The sequence below is a fragment of the Streptomyces sp. NPDC111656 genome, assembly GCF_055656965.1.
In genome coordinates this window covers 296,845-317,517 of record NZ_JBVKCA010000011.1, presented here as the reverse complement: position 1 = coordinate 317,517, position 20,673 = coordinate 296,845, and the positions used below count along the sequence as shown (strand labels likewise).

Here is a 20,673-nt window from a genome sequence, read left to right as displayed (position 1 = left end):
GTGCACGTCATGACCCCTGCCGTCGATGGTTTCCGGATGCCCGCCGAGTGGACCCCGCACGAGCGCACCTGGATGGCGTGGCCGGGCCCCAACCCCACCTTCGACAACCCCGACGACCTCGCCGAGGCACGTGCGGCCTGGGCGGCGGTGGCGCGCGCGATCCGCCGGTTCGAACCGGTGACGGTCGTGTGCGGGCCGGGCCAGTCGCAGGCGGCCCGGGCGCTGCTCGGCCCGGACGTCGACACCGTCGAACGCGAACTCGACGACGCCTGGATGCGTGACATCGGCCCCACCTTCCTCACCAACGGGAAGGGCGAACTGGCGGCCGTGGACTGGACGTTCAACGGCTGGGGCGCGCAGGGCTGGGCCCGCTGGGAGCACGACGCCAAGATCGGCGCGTATGTCGCGGACCTCGCGGGGGCGAAGACGTACGCCTCGAAGCTGGTCAACGAGGGCGGTGCGATCCACGTCGACGGCGAGGGAACCGTGCTCCTGACCGAGACCGTGCAGCTCGGCGCCGAGCGCAACCCCGACTGGACGCGCGCGCAGGTGGAGACGGAGATCCACGCCCACCTCGGCACCCGCAAGGCGATCTGGCTGCCGCGCGGGCTGGCCGGCGACTACCCCCCGTACGGCTTCGGCACGCTCGGCCATGTCGACATCGTGGCCGCCTTCGCCCGCCCCGGAGTCGTGGTCGCGCACTCCCAGCCGGACCCGGCGCACCCCGACCACGAGGTGACCAAGGAGGTCATCGGCCTGCTCAAGGCCGCGACCGACGCCCGCGGGCGCCGCCTGGAGGTCGTCGAGGTCCAGGCCCCGACGATCCTGGAGGCCGACGGCCACTGGGCCGACTACTCCTATATCAACCACTACCTCTGCAACGGCGGCGTGGTCCTGTGCGGCTTCGACGACCCGCGCGACGAGCTCGCGGCCGGCATCTTCCGACGGCTCTTCCCCGAGCGGACGGTGACACTGGTGGACGCACGTACGATCTTTGCCGGAGGCGGTGGCATCCACTGCATCACCCAGCAGCAGCCGAGGATCTGAACCAGGAGTCGCACGTGGCAGGGGACAGCACGCCGCGGAGGAAGAACGCGCCTCCGCGCGAGGACGTGCTGGCCGCCGCCATGGACATGATCGCCGAGCGCGGTCTGGAGAAGCTCACCATGGCGGCGCTCGGCCGCGAGGTCGGCATGAGCAGCGGTCATCTCCTCTACTACTTCCACTCCAAGGACGAGCTGCTCCTGCAGACCCTGGAGTGGAGCGAGGGGCGGCTCGGCGCCGAGCGCGGCCGGTTGCTCGCCGCCCGGGGCACCGCCCGTGAGCGGCTCGACGCGTACGTCGACCTGTACGTCCCCGACGGCCACCGCGACCCGCACTGGACGCTCTGGCTGGAGGTCTGGAACCGCTCGCAGAACGCCGACGACGCCGCCCGCGAGCGGCAGGTCGCCATCGAGGGCGCCTGGCACCGGGACCTGGTCGCGCTGATCGCCGAGGGTGTCTCGCGCGGCGAGTTCCGGCCGGTCGACCCGGACCGCTGCGCCGCCCGGCTGCGGGCCCTGCTCGACGGCTTCTCCATCCATGTGGCGATCGGACTGCGCGGCACGGACCGAGAGCGGATCCTGCGCCACGTAAGGGAGTTTCTGGACGAATCCCTCAGCTGACCGTCACCCGGCCTGCTCACGCTCACCGGCGCGGCCGTACCGTCCGACGCGGCGTCCGACGCGGGGGTGAACGTCATGAACGCAATGAACAAAACGTGAGGCGCCCTTGTCGCGGCAGTGATCAGCGGGCACGTTACGGCTCATGGCACTCACGGGACGAGAGCACTGGAAGAAGATCTGGGTCGGCTCGGCGGGCAACATGGTGGAGTGGTTCGACTGGTTCGTGTACGCGAGCTTCGCCACCTACTTCGCCGGAGCCTTCTTCCCCGACGACAACCCCACCGCCCAGCTCATGAACACCGCGGGCATCTTCGCGGTCGGCTTCTTCATGCGCCCGGTCGGCGGCTGGCTGCTCGGCCGGATCGCCGACCGCAGAGGCCGCAAGACCGCCCTGACGCTGACCGTCACCCTGATGTCGCTGTCGGCGCTCCTCATCGCCTTCGCACCGACCTACGCGGTGGCGGGCTACGGCGGCGCGGCCGTCCTGCTCGTCGCCCGCCTGCTGCAAGGGCTCTCGGTGGGCGGCGAGTACGCGGCCAGCGCCACCTACCTCACCGAGGCCTCCGCCCCCGACCGGCGCGGCTTCGCCTCCAGCTTCCAGTACGTGTCGATGACCGCGGGCCAGATCCTCGGCCTCGGCCTGCAGATCATCCTCCAGCGCACCCTGTCCGACGACGCGCTGCACAACTGGGGCTGGCGCATCCCCTTCATCGTGGGCGCGCTCGGCGCCGCCGTCGTCTTCTATCTGCGGCGCACGATGCTGGAGACCGAGGTGTACGAGGAGGCCGCGTCCGGCGAGGAGCGCGGCACGATGCGCGCGCTGTGGCAGCACCGGAGGGAGGCCTTCCTGGTCATCGCGCTCACGATGGGCGGCACCGTCGCCTACTACACGTACACCACTTACCTGACGAAGTACCTCTCCAACTCGGCGGGCCTGCCCAAGGAGACCGCGACCCTCGTCTCCTTCACCGCGCTGATCGTCTTCGCCTGTCTCCAGCCGCTCGCGGGACGCCTCTCCGACCGTGTCGGCCGCCGGCCGCTGCTCATCACCTTCGCGGTGGGCTCGACGTTCCTGACGGTCCCGATCATGACGATGCTGGGGCACGTGGGCAGCTTCTGGCCCGCCCTCGGCCTGGCCCTGCTGGCCCTGGTGGTGGTCACCGGCTACACCTCCATCAACGCCTGTGTGAAGGCGGAGCTGTTCCCGACCGGCGTCCGCGCGCTGGGTGTCGCCCTCCCGTACGCCATCGCCAACGCCCTCTTCGGCGGTACGGCCGAATACGTCGCCCTGTGGTTCAAGGACGCGGGCATCGAGTCCGGCTTCTCCTGGTACGTGGCGGGGTGCGCGGCGGTGTCGCTGGTGGTCTACGTCACCATGCGGGAGACCCGCGACCTGGATCTCAACCGGGTCGGCCGCGGCCAGGAACCCTCCTCGGAGCCCAAGGCGCGGCTCGCATCCTGAGACAACCCGTGAGCACGGGGGCGGTATGTGCCAGACTGCCCCCGTGCTCTCGTTCGCCATGATTATTGGCAGCAGGCGCGCCGGTCCGCAGTGACCGCCACGTACCACCACGTACGGGCGGACATCGTCGTCCTCGACCCGCGCGCAGACCTCTCGCACCCGCGAGAGGTTTTTCGTTTTCCTGGCCCACCTCAAGCCGGGAAGGGAGCGCGAGGGATCATTGGAGGACGGTGGAGCCGGTCATTCCGGTACAGACCGAGATCCGACATCAGGAGCCGAACACCATGACCGAAACCAGCGAGCTCGACGATTCTTTCCACGTCTTCGACACGACCCTGCGCGACGGCGCGCAGCGTGAGGGCATCAACCTCACCGTGGCGGACAAGCTGGCCATCGCACGGCACCTGGACGACTTCGGCGTGGGCTTCATCGAGGGCGGCTGGCCCGGCGCCAACCCGCGGGACACCGAGTTCTTCGCCCGCGCCCAGCAGGAGATCGACTTCAAGCACGCTCAGCTGGTCGCGTTCGGCGCCACCCGCCGCGCGGGCGGCAAGGCGAGCGAGGACCCGCAGGTCAAGGCCCTTCTCGACTCCGGCGCCCAGGTGATCACCCTGGTCGCCAAGTCCCACGACCGCCACGTCGAACTCGCACTGCGCACCACCCTCGACGAAAACCTGGAGATGGTCCGCGACACGGTCTCCCACCTGTGCTCGCAGGGCCGCCGGGTCTTCGTCGACTGCGAGCACTTCTTCGACGGCTACCGCGCGAACTCCGAGTACGCGAAGGCGGTCGTCCGCGCGGCCTGGGAGGCGGGCGCCGACGTCGTCATCCTCTGCGACACCAACGGCGGCATGCTCCCCGCCCAGGTCCAGGCGGTCGTCGCCACGGTCCTCGCCGACACCGGCGCCCGGCTCGGCATGCACGCCCAGGACGACACGGGTTGCGCGGTCGCCAACACCCTGGCCGCCGTCGACGCGGGCGCGACCCACGTCCAGTGCACCGCGAACGGCTACGGCGAACGGGTCGGCAACTCGAACCTGTTCCCGGTCGTGGCCGCCCTGGAACTGAAGTACGGCAAGAAGGTCCTCCCGGACGGCGCCCTGCGCGAGATGACCCGCATCTCGCACGCGATCGCCGAGGTCGTCAACCTCACGCCCTCCACGCACCAGCCGTACGTCGGCGTCTCGGCCTTCGCCCACAAGGCGGGCCTGCACGCTTCCGCGATCAAGGTCGACCCGGACCTCTACCAGCACATCGACCCCGAACAGGTCGGCAACACCATGCGGATGCTGGTCTCCGACATGGCGGGCCGCGCGTCGATCGAGCTCAAGGGCAAGGAACTCGGCGTCGACCTCGGCGGCGACCGCGAGCTGGTGGGCCGCGTCGTGGAACGCGTCAAGGAACGCGAGCTCAAGGGCTACACGTACGAGGCGGCGGACGCCTCCTTCGAACTCCTGCTCCGCGAGGAGGCGGAGGGACGGGCCCGCACGTACTTCCAGGTCGAGTCCTGGCGCGCGATCGTCGAGGACCGCCCCGACGGCACCCACGCCAACGAAGCCACCGTCAAACTCTTCGCCAAGGGCGAGCGCATCGTCGCCACGGCGGAGGGCAACGGTCCGGTGAACGCCCTCGACCGTGCCCTGCGGGTCGCCCTCGAAAAGATCTACCCCCAGCTCGCCAAGCTGGAGCTCGTGGACTACAAGGTCCGCATCCTCGAAGGCAAGCACGGCACCCAGTCCACCACCCGCGTCCTCATCTCCACGTCCGACGGCGCGGGGGAGTGGTCCACGGTGGGCGTGGCGGAGAACGTGATCGCGGCGTCCTGGCAAGCGCTGGAGGACGCGTACACGTACGGCCTGCTGCGCGCGGGCGTAGAACCGGCGGAGTAGCCGCCCGAGCCCGCTCAGCTCCCCGCCCACCCGATTCGTTTGTCTGCGGGTGGGCGGGGGCTGGTCGCGGAGTTCCCCGCGCCCCTGGGGCGGGGCTTCGCCCCGCGTCCCCCGCCCGCCCGGATTCGTTCGGCCGTCGGCCGGTGGGGGCTCGGCGCGCAGTTCCCCGCGCCCCTGACGGGGCGCCGCGCGCATCTTTCAGCCCGTCCGGCATTTGAGGACGAGGTCGGGGGCCGATGCCCCACCCACCTCGGCCCGTATCACTCAGCCCGTCCGGCGTTTGAGGACGAGCCCTTTGGGCGATGCGGGGGTCCAGGGGGCGCAGCGCCCCTGGCGGGGTTGAAGGGGCGGAGCCCCTGGGGGACGGGTAGGGGCGGCGGGGGCGAGAAAAGCGGGCGAGCCCCGTCAGCGCAGCGCCCACTTCTGGTTGGCCGCCCCCGTGCAGGACCAGATCTGCGCCCGAGCCCCATTCACCGCCGAATTACCCGTCACATCCAGACACTTGCCCGCCGCCGAATTGACCACGTCACCCGTCGCCCCGTTGTACGACCACCGCTGCGCCCCAGTCCCATTGCAGTCGTAGAGCTGCACCTTCGCTCCATCAGCCGTGGACGCCGACGTGACGTCGAGACACTTGCCCAGCGCCTGGACCGACCCGTCCCCCGCCACAGTCCACCGCTGCGCGTTCGAGCCATTGCAGTCGTACAACTGAACCGCCGTACCGTTCGCCGACGACCCCCCGGCCACATCAAGACACTTGCCCGCGAGCCCCACGAACGCCCCCGTCTGCCCACCCCCACCGACCTGCTCCCCAGCCCAGGTGAACGTCGCGGACGTCTTCCCCGGCAGCGAGTACGTCGCGTGCTGCGAGCCCCAGTTGATGGTCACGGTCTTCGCGGACGAGGAGTCGTTGTAGGCGATCAGCGCCTTGGAACCGTCAGGATTGCGCCACGCCACGTTCGACACGGACGTACTCGCCGTAGAGGCCACCCGCTGCGCCCCCGGCCGCACGAACTTCGTCAACTGCCCCATCGTGTAGTACTCGATCGTGTAGTCGACCTGTCCACTCGCCCCGTCCCCGTTGTGGACGGTGATCAGCCCGGAGCACGTCCCGCACCCCCCGTTGTGCGGCCCCCGGTTCTGATCGACGGCCAGCGACCACTTCGTCACCGACTTCGCCCAGTTCCGCGTGTAGTCGACGATGTTGAGCATGTCCTCGCGCTGCTGGTTGGCGATCCAGGTGCCACCGGAGTGCTCGGTCCCGAAGGCGTCCACCCCCGGGTACTGGTTGTGCACGCTCGTCTGTTTGCCCACGTCCCCGCCGTACCCGTGCCAGGCGATCCCCCCGAAGTTCGGATGCGCGCGCACGGCCGCGTCGTCGACGGTCTGGGCGGCGTACGAGTCGTACACGTCCCAGTTCCAGTCGTGCGCCAGCACCTTCGTGGACAGCCCCGCGGCCTGCAGCTTCGGCAGCAGTTCACTCTTCGTGAAGTACGCGAGCCCCGACGCGTTCCAGCTCATCGACGGATACCCCGAGCAGCACGTCGGCTCGTTCTGCGCCGTGACGTAGGAGACCGGCACCCCCTGGTCCCGGTACGCCTGGAGGTACTTGACGAAGTACGAGGCGTACGCCCCGTAGTCCTCCGACTTCAGCCAGCCCCCGTTGAGCTGCCCGCTGTCCTTCATCCAGGCGGGCGCCGTCCACGGCGAGGCCATCACGGTGAGCGAGGGGTTCAGCTGAAGCGCCTGCCTGGTCAGCGGCACCACGTCGGCCAGATCGTGCGCGATCGAGAACGACGAGAGGGACGGATCGCTCTGCCCGGCCGGCACGTCGTCGTACGTGTACCCGTACCGGGCGAGATCGGACGCGCCCATAGGATTCCGCAGGAACGAGAGCCCGATGCCCTCGGTCGGCGAGAACAGCTTGCGCATCGTCGCGTCCCGCGTGGCCGCCGACAGCGCCCCGCTGCTGTTCATCAGCCAGGCCGCGGTGTCGGTGAAGGACGCGCCGCCGCCCGTGAAGGTCTGGTAGCGGGTGTTCTCGTCGACGGTGATGTTCTCGCCGCTGCCACCGGTACCGGCCTGGAAGGCGAACGGCGTCTGGGCCTGCAGCCCGCGGACGACATGGCGTCCGCCGTCGTCGTCCGTCGTGGTCAGCCAGGCCGTGACGGGTTCGCCCGCGGCGTGCGCGGGCGCCGCCGTCACGGCGGTCAGTCCGGCGGTGGTGAGCAGTCCGGCGAGAAGAAAACGGACCGCCCGAGTGGATCTCCTCATGACGCGTCGCCCTTCTGGGTGTGGGGGAGGGGGCGTGCGAGCCGTGAGTAAATGACGGCTTCGGGTCCACGTCAAGGGGTCGCGCGTTCAGGGCGTGAAAGAACAACTGCCCTGATCCGGCCGCTCATTGCCCGTGTACCGGTTCTGACGTGAAGTCTTGACGGCCTCCCGGGACGCCAGTTAACTCACGCCGTGATCTAAGTCGTAAGAGACCAACCGGAAGAGACGCCGCCAGGCATCCAGCCCGGCATCCGGTCAGGCATTCAGTCAGGGATCACCAGGGATCACCAGGTATTACAGGGACTACGTAGAGTCGAGGGAAGGTCCATGCGAAGAACCGCCCTGCTCGCCTCCGCCGCTTTGCTCACGGGGCTGCTGCCGCTCCTGTCGGCCGGAGCGGCCACGGCCGACGAACCGGCCCCCGTCCCCGTCGACCGCTTCGAGGGCGAGGTCCCCTTCGCCAATCCCCCCGCCGGGGGCCTGTTCACCTGGGGCGGTGACGCGGACGACCCGCCCGCGCTCGCCCTGACCACCCGCACCGACGCCCCCGAGGGCACCAAGGCCCTCACCGGCACCTACGACATCAGCGGCTACGGCGGCTTCACCCACGACTTCGCCTTCGACCAGCCGGCCCACGACTGGTCGGCCCACAAGGGCATCCGCTTCTGGTGGGACGGCCAGAACAACGCCAAGAAGGTCGCCTTCGAGATCAAGGACGGCGGTGCCAACGGCGAGGCCTCCGAGCTGTGGACGACGTCCTTCACCGACGACTTCACCGGCTGGAAGCAGATCGAGATCCCCTTCACCGACTTCACCTATCGCACGGACTACCAGCCTGTCGGCGGCATCGATCAGGTCCTCGGCCTCACCCAGATGTGGGGGTACGCCCTCACGCTCCCGGTCGGCGTCAACGGCCGGTTCGCCATGGACGACGTCGAGTTGTACGGCAAGGCCGACCAGTCCCTTCGGGCCTCCGTCACCACCGACTCCGCCGTCCACCCGGTGAAGGAGGGCGCGACGGCGACGGTGAAGCTCTCCGTCGCCACCACCGGAGCCGCCCCGATCGACGAGCCCGTGACCGTCGCCTACGAGAGCGCGGGCGGCACCGCCCAGCCCGGCAAGGACTACACACCGGTCAAGGGCGAGATCACCTTCCCGGCGGGCACCACCTCCGGCACCACCCGCGCCATCCAGGTCCCGACGCTGCGCGACAAGTCCGCCGAACCCGCCGAGACGATCCCCCTGAAGCTCACGGTCACCGGCGCGAAGGCTCCCGCCGAGACCCCGCAGATCGTCATCGACGCCCACGGCCTGCCGTACCTGGACCCGAAACAGCCCGTGAAGAAACGGGTCGCCGACCTCGTGTCCCGCATGTCCCTGGAGGAGAAGGCCGGGCAGATGACCCAGGCCGAACGAGGCGCGATCGGCGCGGGCGGCGACATCGCCTCGTACGACCTCGGGTCGCTGCTCTCCGGCGGCGGCTCCACGCCGACGCCCAACACCCCCGCGGCCTGGGCGAAGATGATCGACGGCTACCAGCTCCGGGCGCAGGCCACGCGGTTCCAGATCCCGCTGATCTACGGCGTGGACGCGGTGCACGGCCACAACAACCTCACCGGCGCGACGATCATGCCGCACAACATCGGCATCGGCGCGACCCGTGACCCGGGCTTGGCGGAGAAGGCGGGCGCGGTGACGGCCGCCGAGGTCCGTGCCACCGGCATCCCGTGGGACTTCGCCCCCTGCCTGTGCGTGACCCGCGACGAACGGTGGGGCCGCTCGTACGAGTCCTTCGGTGAGGACCCGGCCCTCGTGAAGTCCATGGAGACGGTCATCCAGGGCCTCCAGGGCGCCCGCGACGGCAAGGACCTGAAGGACGACGACAAGGTACTGGCCACGGCCAAGCACTTCGTCGGCGACGGCGGCACGGAGTACGGCTCGTCCACGACGGGCTCGTACACCATCGACCAGGGCGTCACGAAGGTCACCCGGCAGCAGTTGGAGGCTGTCCACCTGGCGCCGTACCAGACGGCGGTCGACCGTGGCATCGGCTCGGTCATGCCGTCCTACTCCTCCCTCGACATCCTCGGCGACGGCCAGGGCCCGGTGAAGATGCACGCCCGCGCGGACATGATCAACGGCGTGCTCAAGGGCCGGATGGGCTTCGACGGCTTCGTGATCAGTGACTGGAACGCCATCGACCAGCTCCCCGGCGACTACGCCTCCCACGTCCGCACCTCGGTCAACGCGGGCGTCGACATGATGATGGTGCCGTACTCGTACAAGGACTTCCGTACGACGCTGATCGACGAGACCACCGCGGGCCGCGTCAGCGCGAAGCGGATCGACGACGCCGTGTCCCGCATCCTCACCCAGAAGTTCAAACTCGGCCTCTTCGAGAAGCCGTACGCGGACACGAGCGGCGCGGCACAGATCGGCTCCGCCGGCCACCGGGCGGTCGCCCGCGAGGCGGCGGCCAAGTCCCAGGTCCTCCTGAAGAACGCGGCCGGCGTCCTGCCCCTGAAGAAGTCCCAGAAGGTGTACGTGGCCGGTTCGAACGCCGACGACCTCGGCAACCAGACCGGCGGCTGGACGATCACCTGGCAGGGCGCGTCCGGGAAGCACACGGACGGTACGACGATCCTGCAGGGCATGCGGAACGCCGGCGGTGACGTCACCTACTCGAAGGACGCCTCGGCACCGACGTCCGGCTACGACGTGGGTGTGGTCGTCGTGGGCGAGACCCCCTACGCGGAGGGCGTCGGCGATGTGGGCAACGGCAACGACCTCGCTCTGACCCCCGCCGACCAGGCCGCCGTGGACAAGGTGTGCGCGGCCATGAAGTGCGCGGTCCTGATCGTCTCGGGCCGCCCGCAGCTCATCGGCGACCGTCTGGGTGAGATCGACGCCCTGGTGGCCTCGTGGCTGCCCGGCACGGAGGGCGACGGCGTGGCGGACGTGCTGTACGGCAAGCGCGCCTTCACCGGCCAGCTTCCCGTCACCTGGCCCAAGTCGCAGACCCAACTCCCGATCAACGTCGGCGACGCGTCCTACGATCCCCAGTTCCCCTACGGCTGGGGCCTGACCACACTCACGAAGGTCTCCGGGGGCGGCGAGGCCACCCTCAAGGCCCTCACCCTCCTCGCCCGGACAGCGGACCGGACCGGCTCGGCGCGACTGGGCCGCGCCGCGGTCACCAAGGCCCGTCTCCTGGTCCAGCAGAGCACAGGCTCAACCATCACCCCAGCCCTCGCCAAGCCCTTCGCAGATGCCGACCACCTACTCCTGACCGCCCATTACACCCAGGCACTGACAAAACTCCTGGAGGCCTACCGAGCCAGGTGACGACCAGAGGCTGATGCGGCGGGGCCGGGGGGCAAAGCCTCTCCCGCCCCGCCGCCCCTCCGGCTGAGGATGCGCGCAGCGCCCCTTCAGGGGCGCGGGGAACGGCGCGACCAGCCCCCTAGGACCACCCCAGCCCCACCAGCCCCAATGCCCAATTTTGCGCACGTTCAGGTAGCTTCGGAGATATGAAGGCCGCACTGATCCGAGGACTCCCCGGACTGCTGATCGCGCTGATACTCGCCGCCCTCACGGTGCTCACTCTCACCGCACCCCCCGCCCGCGCGACCACAGACGTGGGAACAGTGGCGGCAGCCCTCCGCGAGAGCCCCGTCTACGTGGACCCGGCAGCCTCCGCACAGCTCTCCAAGGCGGACGCCGACACCCTGGCCAAGAAGATCAAGAACGCGAACAAGCCCGTCTTCGTGGCCGTCCTCCCCGCGGACTTCCCCACCCAGAACCTCTTCCAGAACCTCCGCACCGACACCGGCATCACAGGCCTGTACGCCATCAGACTGGGCACCCGCTTCGACGCCCGCGCCGACACCGCCGTCATGCCCCGCACCGCCGTCCAGAACCTCGTCACCAGCGTCAAGGGCGAACCCACCAAGACCCAGCTGAACAACTTCACGGACCGCGCCCTGGCCAACATCAACGGCTCGGCCCCCAAGAGCTGGGGCTCGACCGACGGGAACGGCGTCTCCACCGGCGCCCTCATCGCGGTGGCCGCGGTAGTCGTGGCCGGCGGCGCGGGCGCCTACACCCTGGTACGCCGCAACCGCCGCCGCAAAGAGCAGGAACAGCAGGAAGCACTGGACAAACTCCGCGTGGTCGTCGACGAGGACATCACCGCGTTCGGCGAGGAACTCGACCGGCTCGACTTCCACCCCGCCGAGGCCGGCGCCGACGACGCGATGCGCGCCGACTACGAACGCGCGCTCGACGCCTACGAACAGGCGAAGTCGTCCATGGCAGCGGCCCGCCGCCCGGAGGACGTACGCGCCGTCACCCAGTCCCTGGAGGACGGCCGCTTCTCCCTCGCGCTCCTGTCCGCCCGCCGCGAGGGCAGGCCCCTGCCCGAACGCCGCGCCCCCTGCTTCTTCGACCCCCGACACGGCCCGTCGGTCGCCGACGCGACCTGGACCCCGGCAGACGGTGCTCCCCGCGAGGTCCCGGTCTGCGCGGCGGACCAAGCCCGTCTGGCGGACGGCCGCGCCCCGGCGGTCCGCGAGGTCGACACCGACTACGGCCGCCGCCCGTACTGGGACGCCGGCCCGGCCTACGGCCCCTGGGCGGGCGGCTACTTCGGCGGCGGCCTGCTCCCCGGCCTCCTCGTCGGCACCCTGCTCGGCAGCGTGATGGCCACCCCCTCCTACGCATCCGACTACGGCTCCGGTTACGGGGACTTCGGTGGTTACGGCGGCGGTGACGTCTCCGGCTCCGACTTCGACCCCGGCGACTTCGGCGGCGGTTTCGGGGACGGCGGTGGCGGCGACTTCGGCGGCGGAGGAGGAGACTTCGGCAGTGGCTTCTGAAGCGAAGGTCTCTGAAACGCAGCAGTCGACAGATCTGATGCGCAGCTGTCCCCGACAGATCTGAAGCGCACAGCAGTCCCGGCCAAGGCCTTCTACAGCGCGGCCGTTCCGGACGAAGTCCCCCGAGGCTCGGTATCCGCAAGGCGGTCCATCAGCGCGCCCGCCAGTCGCAACACCTCACGTTCGGTCTCGTTCAATGTGCCGAGGGCCGCCGCCAGCCAGGCATCCCGCTCAGCCATGTCCCGCTCCAGCGCCCGCAGCCCCTCCGCGGTGAGCGTCAGCACGGACTGGCGCCGGTCCGCGCTGTCGGCCGTCCGCGCGATCAGCCCGTCCGACTCCAGCTCGGCGAAGACCCGCGTCAACGACTGCGGCCGCTGCCGCTCGGCCGCCGCGACCTCGCCGGGCGTCGCCGCCCCGTGCCGACGCAAGTGCCCCAGCACCCCCAGCTGATTCGGACTGAGGCTGCCCTCGCCCCGCTCCTGCCGCAGCCGCCGGTTGAGCCTGACGACACCACGCCGGACCTGGGCCGCGTAGGAGAGATGATCCATCCACATATCGTAAGCGAAAACTTACTAATCACCATCCCGAATCCCCCTACCATCACCACTATGCCCGTCAAACACATACGCAATGCTTACGAAGCAGCGCTGACCATGACGGCCGTGCTGCTCTCCTACTCCCTCGCCCTGTGGCTGGAGGACGCCGCCGCACTGCACACGGACGTCCTCGTCCTCGCGGTCGCGCTGACCCTCACCCTGGCCCGCACCCAACGGACCGCCGACGCCCGCGGTCGCCTCCTGGCCTGCGTCCTGCTGCCCGCCACGGCCGGCGCGGCGACCCTGCTCGGCCACCTGATCGCCGACCACTACGCACTCGGCGCCGGAGTGTTCACCCTCGCCATCTCCCTGCCGATCTGGATCCGCCGCTTCGGCCCGGCCGCGACGAAGGCAGGCACGCTGATGACGTTGCCGCTGGTCGCCCTGCTCGTCGTCCCCGGCCCCGCGCTGCCGCCCGGGGCCCAGAGCGCGCTGGTGAGCTGGGGCTGGTCGGCGGTGATCGGGCTGCTGGCCTGCGGCTGCGTCTGGCTGGTCCAGATGTCCGCCGACCGCCTCGGCCCCTGGCAGCCCGACCCGGAACCGGACCGCCCCCGACGAGCCTCCCGACTGCGCCCCGTCCCCAGCACCCGCATGGCGTGGCAGATGGCCGCCGCCGTCGCCGCCGCCTTCACCCTCGGACGGATCCTCTTCGACCACCACTGGCCGTGGATGGTCCTGACCGTGTATGTGGTCGCGAGTGGCAACCGCGGCCGCGCCGACGTCATACGCAAGGGAGTCGAGCGCCTGGTCGGCGCCTGCGCCGGCACACTGCTCGCCACCGCGGTGGCCGCCGCCGGCGTCACCGGCCGGACCTCCGTCGTCCTGATCTTCGCCGTACTGGCCGTCGCCCTGTGGCTACGTCCGCTGAACCATGCCTACTGGGCCGCCGGCATGACCACCGCCCTCTCCCTCCTCCTCGGCTATTTCGACCAGGACGCGCAGGACCTGCTGCCCACCCGTCTCGGGGCGATCGCGGTCGGCGCGGTCCTGGCGGTCGCGTCGGCCTGCTGTGTTCTGCCGATCCCACGCCGCCGCACACCGGCCCCCAGCCCCGCCTGACCAACCCCGCGACCCCTCTCCACGCAGTCCCTCCCCGCTCGGTCTCATCCCGCGCCCGCCCTCCCCCGCGGATCCTGCCGCCCGAACGCTTCCGGAGCCGCCGCACGCGGCACGACCAGTCCCGTCTCGTACGCCGTCACGACCGCCTGCGTCCGGTCGCGCAGCCCCAGCTTGGACAGCACCCGGCTGACATGGGTCTTCACCGTCTCCTCGCCCACCTGGAGCCGCGCGGCGATCTCCGGGTTGGACAGCCCTTCCGCCAGCAGCCGCAACACCTCCGTCTCGCGCGGGGTGAGCACGCCGAGCGCCGTCCCCGTCGGCGCCCTGGGCTTGAGCCGGGCGAACTCGGCGATCAGCCGCCGGGTGATGACGGGCGCGAGCAGCGCCTCCCCGGCGGCCACGACCCGTACCGCCTCGAACAGCCGCTCCGCCGTCACGTCCTTCAGCAGGAACCCGCTCGCCCCGGCCGCGAGCGCGTCATACACATGCTCATCCAGATCGAAGGTGGTGAGGATGAGTACCCGCGGTGCGTCCCCGGCCTCCGGCCCCATCAGCTCGGCGGTGGCCTGGATCCCGTCCATGACCGGCATCCGTACGTCCATGAGGATCACGTCGGGACGCTGCTCCCGGCAGACCCGCACCGCCTCGGCGCCGTCGCGCGCCGTGCCGACGACGGTGAAGTCCGCCTGGGTGGCGAGAAGTCCGGCGTACCCGGCGCGCACCACCTCGTGGTCGTCGGCCACCACGATCCGCACGGCAGGGACCCGTCCTTCGGCTTCCGAGGCCTCTACGGCGGTCGTCATACGAGAGCCTCCGCCCGCACCGGCAGCCGCGCCTCGACCAGGAAGCCACCGCCGCGCGCCGGACCGGTGCGCAGGGTGCCGCCGACCGTGGCGGCCCGCTCGCGCATGCCGAGCAGACCGTGCCCGGCGGTCGGGGACGCGGGCCCCGGCCCGTTGTCGCGCACACGGATCGCCAAGTCGTCCTCCGTGTACCGAAGTTCGACATCTACGGCGGCACCCGGAGCATGCCGGCGGGCGTTGGTCAGGGCCTCCTGCACGATCCGGTACGCGGTGACCTCGATGCCCGGGTCGAGCGGGGCGACCGGCCCGCTGACGATCAGCCGCGTACGGGAGCCGGAGGCGTCCCGGGACTCGTCGACGAGCTCCAGGAGCTGGCGCAGCCCCGGCTGCGGACGCCGGTTGACCCCCGTGTCGGCGTCCTCCCGCAGCACCCCCAGCAGGCGCCGCATCTCCGTCAGCGCGGTCCGCGCGGTGTCCCCGATGGCGAGCAGCCGGGTGGCGCCGTCGGCCGGGAGCCCTGCCGTGGTCAGCCGGGCCGTCTCGGCCTGCACGGCGATCATCGAGATGTGGTGCGCGACCACGTCGTGCAACTCTCTCGCGATGCGCGCCCGTTCACCCCGTGCCGCGTGGGCGAGGAGCGTGTCCGCGAAGGCTCGCTCCGTCGCGCTGTGGGCCAGCGTGGCGCTGCGGACGTGGTGCGTGATGCCCGTCGCGGCCGCCGCCGAGGCGAGTGTGGCCACCAGCACGGCCATCACCCGGGTGGTGAGGTCGCCCTGACTGACGAGGGCCAGCACGACGTACGGCACGACGAGTACTCCGCTGAACCGGGGCGCCCCCGCCCGTCCCAGCCAGTACACCGAGGCCAGCTGGGCCGCCACCCCCGCCAGCGTGAGGGTGCGGAACGGCGCAAGCGCCAGCACGCCCGCCGAGGTCACGGCCACGGCGGCCCCGGCCCGCGCCGGCAGGACCCGGTCGGTGCCGAGCACGAAGGTGAGCGGCAGGGTGGTGCAGACCCCGAGCAGCAGGGCGAGCGACAGGTTCTCGCGCAGGCCCCCGAGTCGGATCAGGACCTCGGCGCAGGCGAGGAGCGCGAGGGCAACCGGGTAGGTCACGGAGGCGGGGAAGTGCCGCAGCAACTTCCGCACCCCCGCGATTCCTTCGCCGCGTCGCGCCGTGTCCTCGCCCATGCCGCCATTGTGCCGTCGGACGCGCCGCGGCGCGTCACCCTGGGGTTTCTCCCTCACACGGGGGACCCGGTCGACGATCCGTCCCTCGTGACAGGGGCGCCGAAGACGGCTCCGTGGCGGGACGACGTCGAGGCCCGCCCGTCCCTAATCTCGCTGGCATGAGCGATGCAACGATCGAAGTCCAGGACCTGCGCAAGCGGTTCGGGCGGACCGTCGCGGTCGACGGACTCACCTTCACCGTCCGGCCGGGACAGGTCACCGGTTTCGTGGGTCCGAACGGGGCGGGCAAGTCCACCACCATGCGGGCTGTGCTCGGCCTGGACACTCCCGACGAGGGGCGCGCGCTCATCGGCGGCCGTCCCTACCACGCCCTGCGGTCACCGCTGTTGGAGGTCGGCGCGCTCCTCGACGCGGCCGCCCTGCACCCCAGCCGGCGCGGACGCGACCATCTGCGCTGGCTGGCGCACTCGCACGGGCTGTCCCCGCGCCGGGTCGACGAGGTGCTCGAACAGGTGGGCATGGATCAGGCCGCCCGCCGCCGCGCGGGCGGCTACTCACTCGGTATGCGCCAACGCCTGGGCATAGCGGCCGCGTTGCTCGGAGACCCTCCGGTGCTCCTGCTCGACGAACCGGTCAACGGCCTTGATCCCGAGGGCATCCAGTGGATCCGCGGCCTGCTGCGCCGACTGGCCGGGGAGGGCCGCGCCGTCCTGGTCTCCAGCCACCTCATGAGCGAGCTGGAGGACACCGCTCACCACCTGCTGGTCGTCGGCCGCGGCCGCCTCATCGCGGACACCTCCGTCGCCACACTGCTCGCCGCCGCGTCCGGCGACCGCGTGGCCCTGCGCACGGGCGCCCGCACGGAGGCGATGGAGCTGCTCACCCGGGAGGGCGGCACGGTCGCGGTCACCAGCGCCGACACCCTCACGGTCACCGGTCTGCCCGCGGAGCGGATCGTCGCGCTGCTCGCCGCGGCCGGCGTCCCCTTCGCCGAGGTCGGCGCGCACCGGGCCTCGTTGGAGGAGGCGTACATGGAGCTCACCAGGGACGCGGCGGAGTTCACGTCGACTCCGAACCTGACGGACGGCGAGGTGACCCGATGACCTCGACCTTCACTCCCTACCGATCCCCGCTCAAGCCCGCCCGCGAGGGATTCGGGCGCCTTTTGCGCGCGGAATGGACCAAGTTCTGGACGGTACGCGTGTGGGTGCTGGCGCTCGTCGTGGCGGCCGCGGTCACGGTTGCCATCTCCCAGCTCGCCGCGAGCGGCTCCGTCGACGATTCCAACGAGCACCCGCTCACCGTCGGGCCCGACGGCACCCGCGTCAACGACAGCTTCCACTACGTCCACCAGGCCCTCCCGGCGGAGGGCGCCGTGACGGTCCGCGTGTCCGACCTGAAGGGCGGCGGCGGCCGGGACCCGGAGCCGTGGGCGAAGGCCGGCGTGCTGGTCAAGGCGAGCACGAAGGCCGGCAGCCCGTACGCGGCCCTGATGCTCACCCCCGACCACGGAGTCCGCCTCCAGTGGAACTTCACGCATGACAAGGCGGGCAGTGCCGCCTCCGGCACGACCCCGCACTGGCTGCGCATGACCCGCTCGGGCACCCGCCTGACCGGATACGAGTCCTCCGACGGCGCCCACTGGACGAAGGTCGGCTCGGTCACCCTGCCGGAGCTGCCGAACACGGCACAGGCGGGCCTGTTCGTCGCCTCACCGCTGCACAACAATCTGCGCCGCTCGTTCGGCGGCACGTCGGAGACGGCCGGTAGCGCGACCGCCGGGGCGATCTTCGACCACCTGGCCGTGAGCGGTGCCACCGCGACGGGCTCGGCCGCCTGGACGAGCACGGACGTGGGCGCCCCCGATCCGAACGACCCGGACACCCCGCAATCCGGCCCCGCCCGCGTCGAGCCGGGCACCACCACCGTCTCCGCGACCGGTGTCTACACCCTCACCGGCCAGGGCGACATCGCCCCCGACGAGACCGGCGCCGACAACGTCCAGATGAGCTTCCAGGGCGTCTTCGTGGCCGTCCTCTTCATGGTCGCCCTGGGGGCCCTGTTCATCACGACCGAGTACAAGCGCGGCATGATCCGTACGACGTTCACGGCGACCCCGCGCCGGGCGCGGGTCCTCGTCGCGAAGGCCCTGGTGATCGGAAGCGTCACCTTCGCCGTCAGCCTGCCGGCCACGGCGATTGCCTTCCTCCTGGCCCAAAGCACGATGCGTTCCCACGGCTTCGCGCCACCCGCCTACCCCGACCTGTCACTCCTCGACTCACCCGCCCTGCGAGCGGTGGTGGGCAGCGCGGCACTGCTGTCCCTGGTGGCGGTCCTCGCCCTCGCCCTGGGAGCGATACTCCGCAACAGCGCGGGCGCGATCACGGCCGTCGTGGTCCTCGTGATCCTGCCGCAGATCCTCGCCTTCGCCCTCCCGCTCCCAGTCGCGCACTGGCTGCTGCGCGCGACCCCGGCGGCTGCCTTCGCGGTCCAGCAGGGCAGGACGTACTACCCCCAGGTGCAGCACAGCTGCCTCCCGGAGAGCGGCTGTTACCCCATGGCCCCGTGGAACGGCTTCGCCGTGCTGTGTGCGTACGCGGCCGTGGCGCTCGCCCTCGCGGCCTGGCGCCTGCGCAGGAGGGACGTATGAGGCGCGCGAGGCCGGCGCTCCGCGCCCACCCCGCACCCCACCCCACAGGACCCTCACCCCGAGCCCGCCCTCCACTCCGCAGCACACAGCCCGCACTTCGCGCACTCCACGCCGAGTGGACCAAACTCCGCACGCTGCCCAGCAACTGGCTGCTGCTGGCCGCGACCGTGGTCCTGACCTTCGCGGTGGGCACGGCCGCGGTGTCCTCGGTCAGCACCCGGGAGTGCGCGAGCGCCGCGGCCTGCCACGAGGACACGGTGAAGCTCGCCCTGACGGGTGTGTGGCTCGGTCAGGCGACCGTCCTCGTCCTGGGCGCCCTGTCGATGGGGGCGGAGTACGGCACGGGCACGGTACGGACGACGCTGACGGCGATCCCGCGCCGGGCGACGGTCCTGGCGTCGAAGGCGGCGGTGCTGGCCGCGGCGACGGGCATCGCGGCCGGCACGGCGATCCTCGCCTCCCTCGTCACGGCCCGCTGGATCCTCCCGATCAACGGCTTCACCCCCGAGGCGGGCTACCCCCTCCTCTCCCTCACCGACACCCCCACCCTCCGGGCCGCCCTCGGCTCCACCCTCTGCCTGATCCTCATAGCCCTCCTGGGCCTGGGGCTGGCGGTCCTGCTCCGGGGCAGCGCGGCGGCGATCACCACGGGCCTGGGAGTCCTCTACGTGGTCCCGCTCCTGTCGGACCTCCTGGGCTCACCCACCTGGAAGGACCGCATCGAGCGCTGGGCGCCCATACCGGCGGGTCTCGCCATCCGCGCGACGAAGGACCTCGCCCGCCTGCCGATCGGCCCCTGGCCGGGGCTGGGGGTGCTGGCGGCATACGCGCTGGGGGTGCTGCTGGTGGGCGGCGCGATATTCACATGCCGGGACGCGTAGCCGGGAAATCCGTGGCCCACAGGACGCCTACATGCCTAACCTCGATGCTCATGAGCACCCTGCAGACGATCCACGACGTACCCGTGATGATGTGCGCCGCCGAGGGCGAAGTCATCGGAGGTGAGGGCGACGTCCTGGATCTCATCGGCAACGCCTCCTACCAGGGTGCCCAGTGGGTGGTCATTCCCGTCGAGCGGTTCGACGAGGCGTTCTTTCAGCTGCGTACCCGCGTGGCCGGTGGCATCGTCCAGAAGTTCGCCAACTACCGGATGGCACTCGTCGTCCTCGGCGACATCTCCCGTCACACGGAGACCAGTTCGGCGCTGCGGGACTTCGTCCGTGAGTGCAACCGGGGGCGGCAGACCTGGTTCCTCACCGATGTCGAGGAACTGCGGGAACGGCTGAAGGGATGACGCTTGAAGGGCTGACGGCTGAAGGGTCAGTGGCTGGGGGCACTGGCTGAAAGGCTGGGCGTGTTTTGGGCCGTGGCGTTGTCGGCGTGCGAGCTCATTAACGCTCCGGCTTTCGCGCGAGGAACGTGGCGACCGTCCTCTTGGCCCCCTCGCCGGGCTCCTGCACCAGCCGCGCGGTGACGACAAGCCCGGTCTGCTCCAACAGCTCGGCAACCCGGTCCGGCGGCAACAGGTAGGACTCGAAGGACACCGGATGGCCGCCGTACGCCTGCGTCGGACGCAGACGTTCTCCGGCTCCCACATAACCGGCGATCATCAGACGGCCGCCGGGCGCGAGCGTGCGACGGAACTCGGCGAACACGACGGGCAACAACTCCGGTGGCGTGTGGTGGACGGAGTAGTAGGCGAGGATGCCGCCGAGTTCGTCGTCATCGAGGGGCAGCTCGGTCATCGACCCGACGGTGAAACGCAGACCCGGGTGGGCCCGACGGGCCAGCTCGACCATCGCGGGCGAGAGGTCGATACCGAAGACGGACACCCCCAGGTCGGCGAGATGAGCCGTCACCCGGCCGGGCCCGCACCCCAGGTCCGCGAGGGCGCCGACGTCGGCCGTCCGCACCGTCTCGGCGAACGCGACGAGCATCGCGCGCGACAGTGGATCCAGCTGCGCCGGGGTCTTGACCTGTTCGGCGTAGTCGGCGGCGACCCTGTCGTACGACTCCCGGACGGCGGCGAGGTAGGCGAGATCAGTCACGCGGGCGACTGTAGGGGAGGGCCCTCGACCTCCGTAACCACCAGCGCGTATGCGGGAGGTGACGTCATCCCCCACGCATGGCCCCGTCGTACCTCGGTACTACGGGCCGCACCTCATTGAGCTCCCGGGTACCACGGATCCCGGTCCGTGGGCCCCTAGCGTGG

The 20,673-nt window shown here is 70.8% G+C and carries 16 protein-coding genes; 11 read left to right on the top strand and 5 right to left on the bottom strand.

Annotated elements, in window-relative coordinates:
- Window positions 1–9 precede the first annotated feature (9 nt).
- The 4 genes from ACZ7M3_RS30605 to cimA all read left to right on the top strand — a co-directional run bounded on the left by ACZ7M3_RS30605 (window position 10) and on the right by cimA (window position 5,015).
- A complete protein-coding gene (locus ACZ7M3_RS30605; RefSeq protein WP_472067259.1) occupies window positions 10–1,047 on the top strand; it encodes an agmatine deiminase family protein in 1,038 nt (345 codons plus the stop codon).
- Between the two features lie 80 nt (window positions 1,048–1,127).
- Window positions 1,128–1,664, top strand: a complete 537-nt coding sequence (locus ACZ7M3_RS30600; protein WP_097227439.1) for a TetR/AcrR family transcriptional regulator — start codon at window positions 1,128–1,130, stop codon at window positions 1,662–1,664.
- Window positions 1,665–1,806: 142 nt separating this feature from the next.
- Window positions 1,807–3,126, top strand: coding sequence for an MFS transporter (locus ACZ7M3_RS30595; protein ID WP_472067257.1), 1,320 nt, complete (start codon window positions 1,807–1,809; stop codon window positions 3,124–3,126).
- A gap of 284 nt (window positions 3,127–3,410) precedes the next feature.
- Window positions 3,411–5,015, top strand: coding sequence for a citramalate synthase (cimA, locus tag ACZ7M3_RS30590; RefSeq protein WP_472067255.1), 1,605 nt, complete (start codon window positions 3,411–3,413; stop codon window positions 5,013–5,015).
- A 405-nt stretch (window positions 5,016–5,420) separates the two neighbouring features.
- Here the strand turns inward: cimA and ACZ7M3_RS30585 are convergent, their stop codons facing one another.
- Window positions 5,421–7,289: a ricin-type beta-trefoil lectin domain protein gene (locus ACZ7M3_RS30585; protein ID WP_472067253.1), complete on the bottom strand. Its 1,869-nt coding sequence runs from the start codon at window positions 7,287–7,289 to the stop codon at window positions 5,421–5,423.
- Between the two features lie 327 nt (window positions 7,290–7,616).
- Here ACZ7M3_RS30585 and ACZ7M3_RS30580 point away from each other — a divergent pair, with 327 nt between their 5' ends.
- Complete coding sequence (locus tag ACZ7M3_RS30580) at window positions 7,617–10,634, top strand: glycoside hydrolase family 3 protein (RefSeq protein ID WP_472067251.1); 3,018 nt, start codon at window positions 7,617–7,619, stop codon at window positions 10,632–10,634.
- Between the two features lie 185 nt (window positions 10,635–10,819).
- A complete protein-coding gene (locus ACZ7M3_RS30575; protein ID WP_472067249.1) occupies window positions 10,820–12,166 on the top strand; it encodes a hypothetical protein in 1,347 nt (448 codons plus the stop codon).
- Window positions 12,167–12,258: 92 nt separating this feature from the next.
- Here ACZ7M3_RS30575 and ACZ7M3_RS30570 read toward each other — a convergent pair whose 3' ends face one another.
- Entirely contained in the window at window positions 12,259–12,714 is a 456-nt protein-coding gene (locus ACZ7M3_RS30570) for a MarR family winged helix-turn-helix transcriptional regulator (protein ID WP_217568403.1), read from the bottom strand.
- A 60-nt stretch (window positions 12,715–12,774) separates the two neighbouring features.
- Between ACZ7M3_RS30570 and ACZ7M3_RS30565 the strand changes: the two genes are divergently transcribed.
- Complete coding sequence (locus ACZ7M3_RS30565; protein WP_472067247.1) at window positions 12,775–13,821, top strand: FUSC family protein; 1,047 nt, start codon at window positions 12,775–12,777, stop codon at window positions 13,819–13,821.
- 44 nt (window positions 13,822–13,865) lie between these two features.
- Here the strand turns inward: ACZ7M3_RS30565 and ACZ7M3_RS30560 are convergent, their stop codons facing one another.
- Window positions 13,866–14,624: a response regulator gene (locus ACZ7M3_RS30560; protein ID WP_472067245.1), complete on the bottom strand. Its 759-nt coding sequence runs from the start codon at window positions 14,622–14,624 to the stop codon at window positions 13,866–13,868.
- Window positions 14,621–15,811, bottom strand: coding sequence for a sensor histidine kinase (locus ACZ7M3_RS30555; protein WP_472067243.1), 1,191 nt, complete (start codon window positions 15,809–15,811; stop codon window positions 14,621–14,623). The genes ACZ7M3_RS30560 and ACZ7M3_RS30555 overlap by 4 nt, the downstream gene beginning before the upstream one ends.
- Window positions 15,812–15,969: 158 nt before the next feature.
- Here ACZ7M3_RS30555 and ACZ7M3_RS30550 point away from each other — a divergent pair, with 158 nt between their 5' ends.
- Genes ACZ7M3_RS30550 through ACZ7M3_RS30535 form a run of 4 tightly spaced genes read left to right on the top strand, consistent with a single transcriptional unit; the run spans window position 15,970 to window position 19,755 of the window.
- On the top strand, window positions 15,970–16,914 hold the full coding sequence (locus ACZ7M3_RS30550) for an ABC transporter ATP-binding protein (protein ID WP_452963038.1): 945 nt from the start codon (window positions 15,970–15,972) through the stop codon (window positions 16,912–16,914).
- Complete coding sequence (locus ACZ7M3_RS30545; RefSeq protein ID WP_472067241.1) at window positions 16,911–18,461, top strand: DUF1349 domain-containing protein; 1,551 nt, start codon at window positions 16,911–16,913, stop codon at window positions 18,459–18,461. Before ACZ7M3_RS30550 ends, ACZ7M3_RS30545 begins: the two co-directional genes overlap by 4 nt.
- Window positions 18,458–19,342 (top strand): ABC transporter permease, encoded by an 885-nt coding sequence (locus ACZ7M3_RS30540; RefSeq protein ID WP_472067239.1) that lies wholly within the window; start codon window positions 18,458–18,460, stop codon window positions 19,340–19,342. Before ACZ7M3_RS30545 ends, ACZ7M3_RS30540 begins: the two co-directional genes overlap by 4 nt.
- Window positions 19,343–19,392: 50 nt before the next feature.
- Complete coding sequence (locus tag ACZ7M3_RS30535) at window positions 19,393–19,755, top strand: DUF4180 domain-containing protein (RefSeq protein WP_472067237.1); 363 nt, start codon at window positions 19,393–19,395, stop codon at window positions 19,753–19,755.
- Between the two features lie 97 nt (window positions 19,756–19,852).
- Here ACZ7M3_RS30535 and ACZ7M3_RS30530 read toward each other — a convergent pair whose 3' ends face one another.
- Complete coding sequence (locus tag ACZ7M3_RS30530; RefSeq protein ID WP_472067235.1) at window positions 19,853–20,509, bottom strand: class I SAM-dependent methyltransferase; 657 nt, start codon at window positions 20,507–20,509, stop codon at window positions 19,853–19,855.
- Between the last annotated feature and the right edge of the window lie 164 nt (window positions 20,510–20,673).

What these genes read in the sequence shown, in the direction of transcription:
- ACZ7M3_RS30605 (WP_472067259.1), top strand. Translation starts at nt 10, where the DNA reads ATGACCCCTGCCGTCGATGGTTTCCGGATGCCCGCCGAGTGGACCCCG.
- ACZ7M3_RS30600 (WP_097227439.1), top strand. Translation starts at nt 1,128, where the DNA reads ATGGACATGATCGCCGAGCGCGGTCTGGAGAAGCTCACCATGGCGGCG.
- ACZ7M3_RS30595 (WP_472067257.1), top strand. Translation starts at nt 1,807, where the DNA reads ATGGCACTCACGGGACGAGAGCACTGGAAGAAGATCTGGGTCGGCTCG.
- cimA (WP_472067255.1), top strand. Translation starts at nt 3,411, where the DNA reads ATGACCGAAACCAGCGAGCTCGACGATTCTTTCCACGTCTTCGACACG.
- ACZ7M3_RS30585 (WP_472067253.1), bottom strand. Translation starts at nt 7,289, where the DNA reads ATGAGGAGATCCACTCGGGCGGTCCGTTTTCTTCTCGCCGGACTGCTC.
- ACZ7M3_RS30580 (WP_472067251.1), top strand. Translation starts at nt 7,617, where the DNA reads ATGCGAAGAACCGCCCTGCTCGCCTCCGCCGCTTTGCTCACGGGGCTG.
- ACZ7M3_RS30575 (WP_472067249.1), top strand. Translation starts at nt 10,820, where the DNA reads ATGAAGGCCGCACTGATCCGAGGACTCCCCGGACTGCTGATCGCGCTG.
- ACZ7M3_RS30570 (WP_217568403.1), bottom strand. Translation starts at nt 12,714, where the DNA reads ATGGATCATCTCTCCTACGCGGCCCAGGTCCGGCGTGGTGTCGTCAGG.
- ACZ7M3_RS30565 (WP_472067247.1), top strand. Translation starts at nt 12,775, where the DNA reads ATGCCCGTCAAACACATACGCAATGCTTACGAAGCAGCGCTGACCATG.
- ACZ7M3_RS30560 (WP_472067245.1), bottom strand. Translation starts at nt 14,624, where the DNA reads ATGACGACCGCCGTAGAGGCCTCGGAAGCCGAAGGACGGGTCCCTGCC.
- ACZ7M3_RS30555 (WP_472067243.1), bottom strand. Translation starts at nt 15,811, where the DNA reads ATGGGCGAGGACACGGCGCGACGCGGCGAAGGAATCGCGGGGGTGCGG.
- ACZ7M3_RS30550 (WP_452963038.1), top strand. Translation starts at nt 15,970, where the DNA reads ATGAGCGATGCAACGATCGAAGTCCAGGACCTGCGCAAGCGGTTCGGG.
- ACZ7M3_RS30545 (WP_472067241.1), top strand. Translation starts at nt 16,911, where the DNA reads ATGACCTCGACCTTCACTCCCTACCGATCCCCGCTCAAGCCCGCCCGC.
- ACZ7M3_RS30540 (WP_472067239.1), top strand. Translation starts at nt 18,458, where the DNA reads ATGAGGCGCGCGAGGCCGGCGCTCCGCGCCCACCCCGCACCCCACCCC.
- ACZ7M3_RS30535 (WP_472067237.1), top strand. Translation starts at nt 19,393, where the DNA reads ATGAGCACCCTGCAGACGATCCACGACGTACCCGTGATGATGTGCGCC.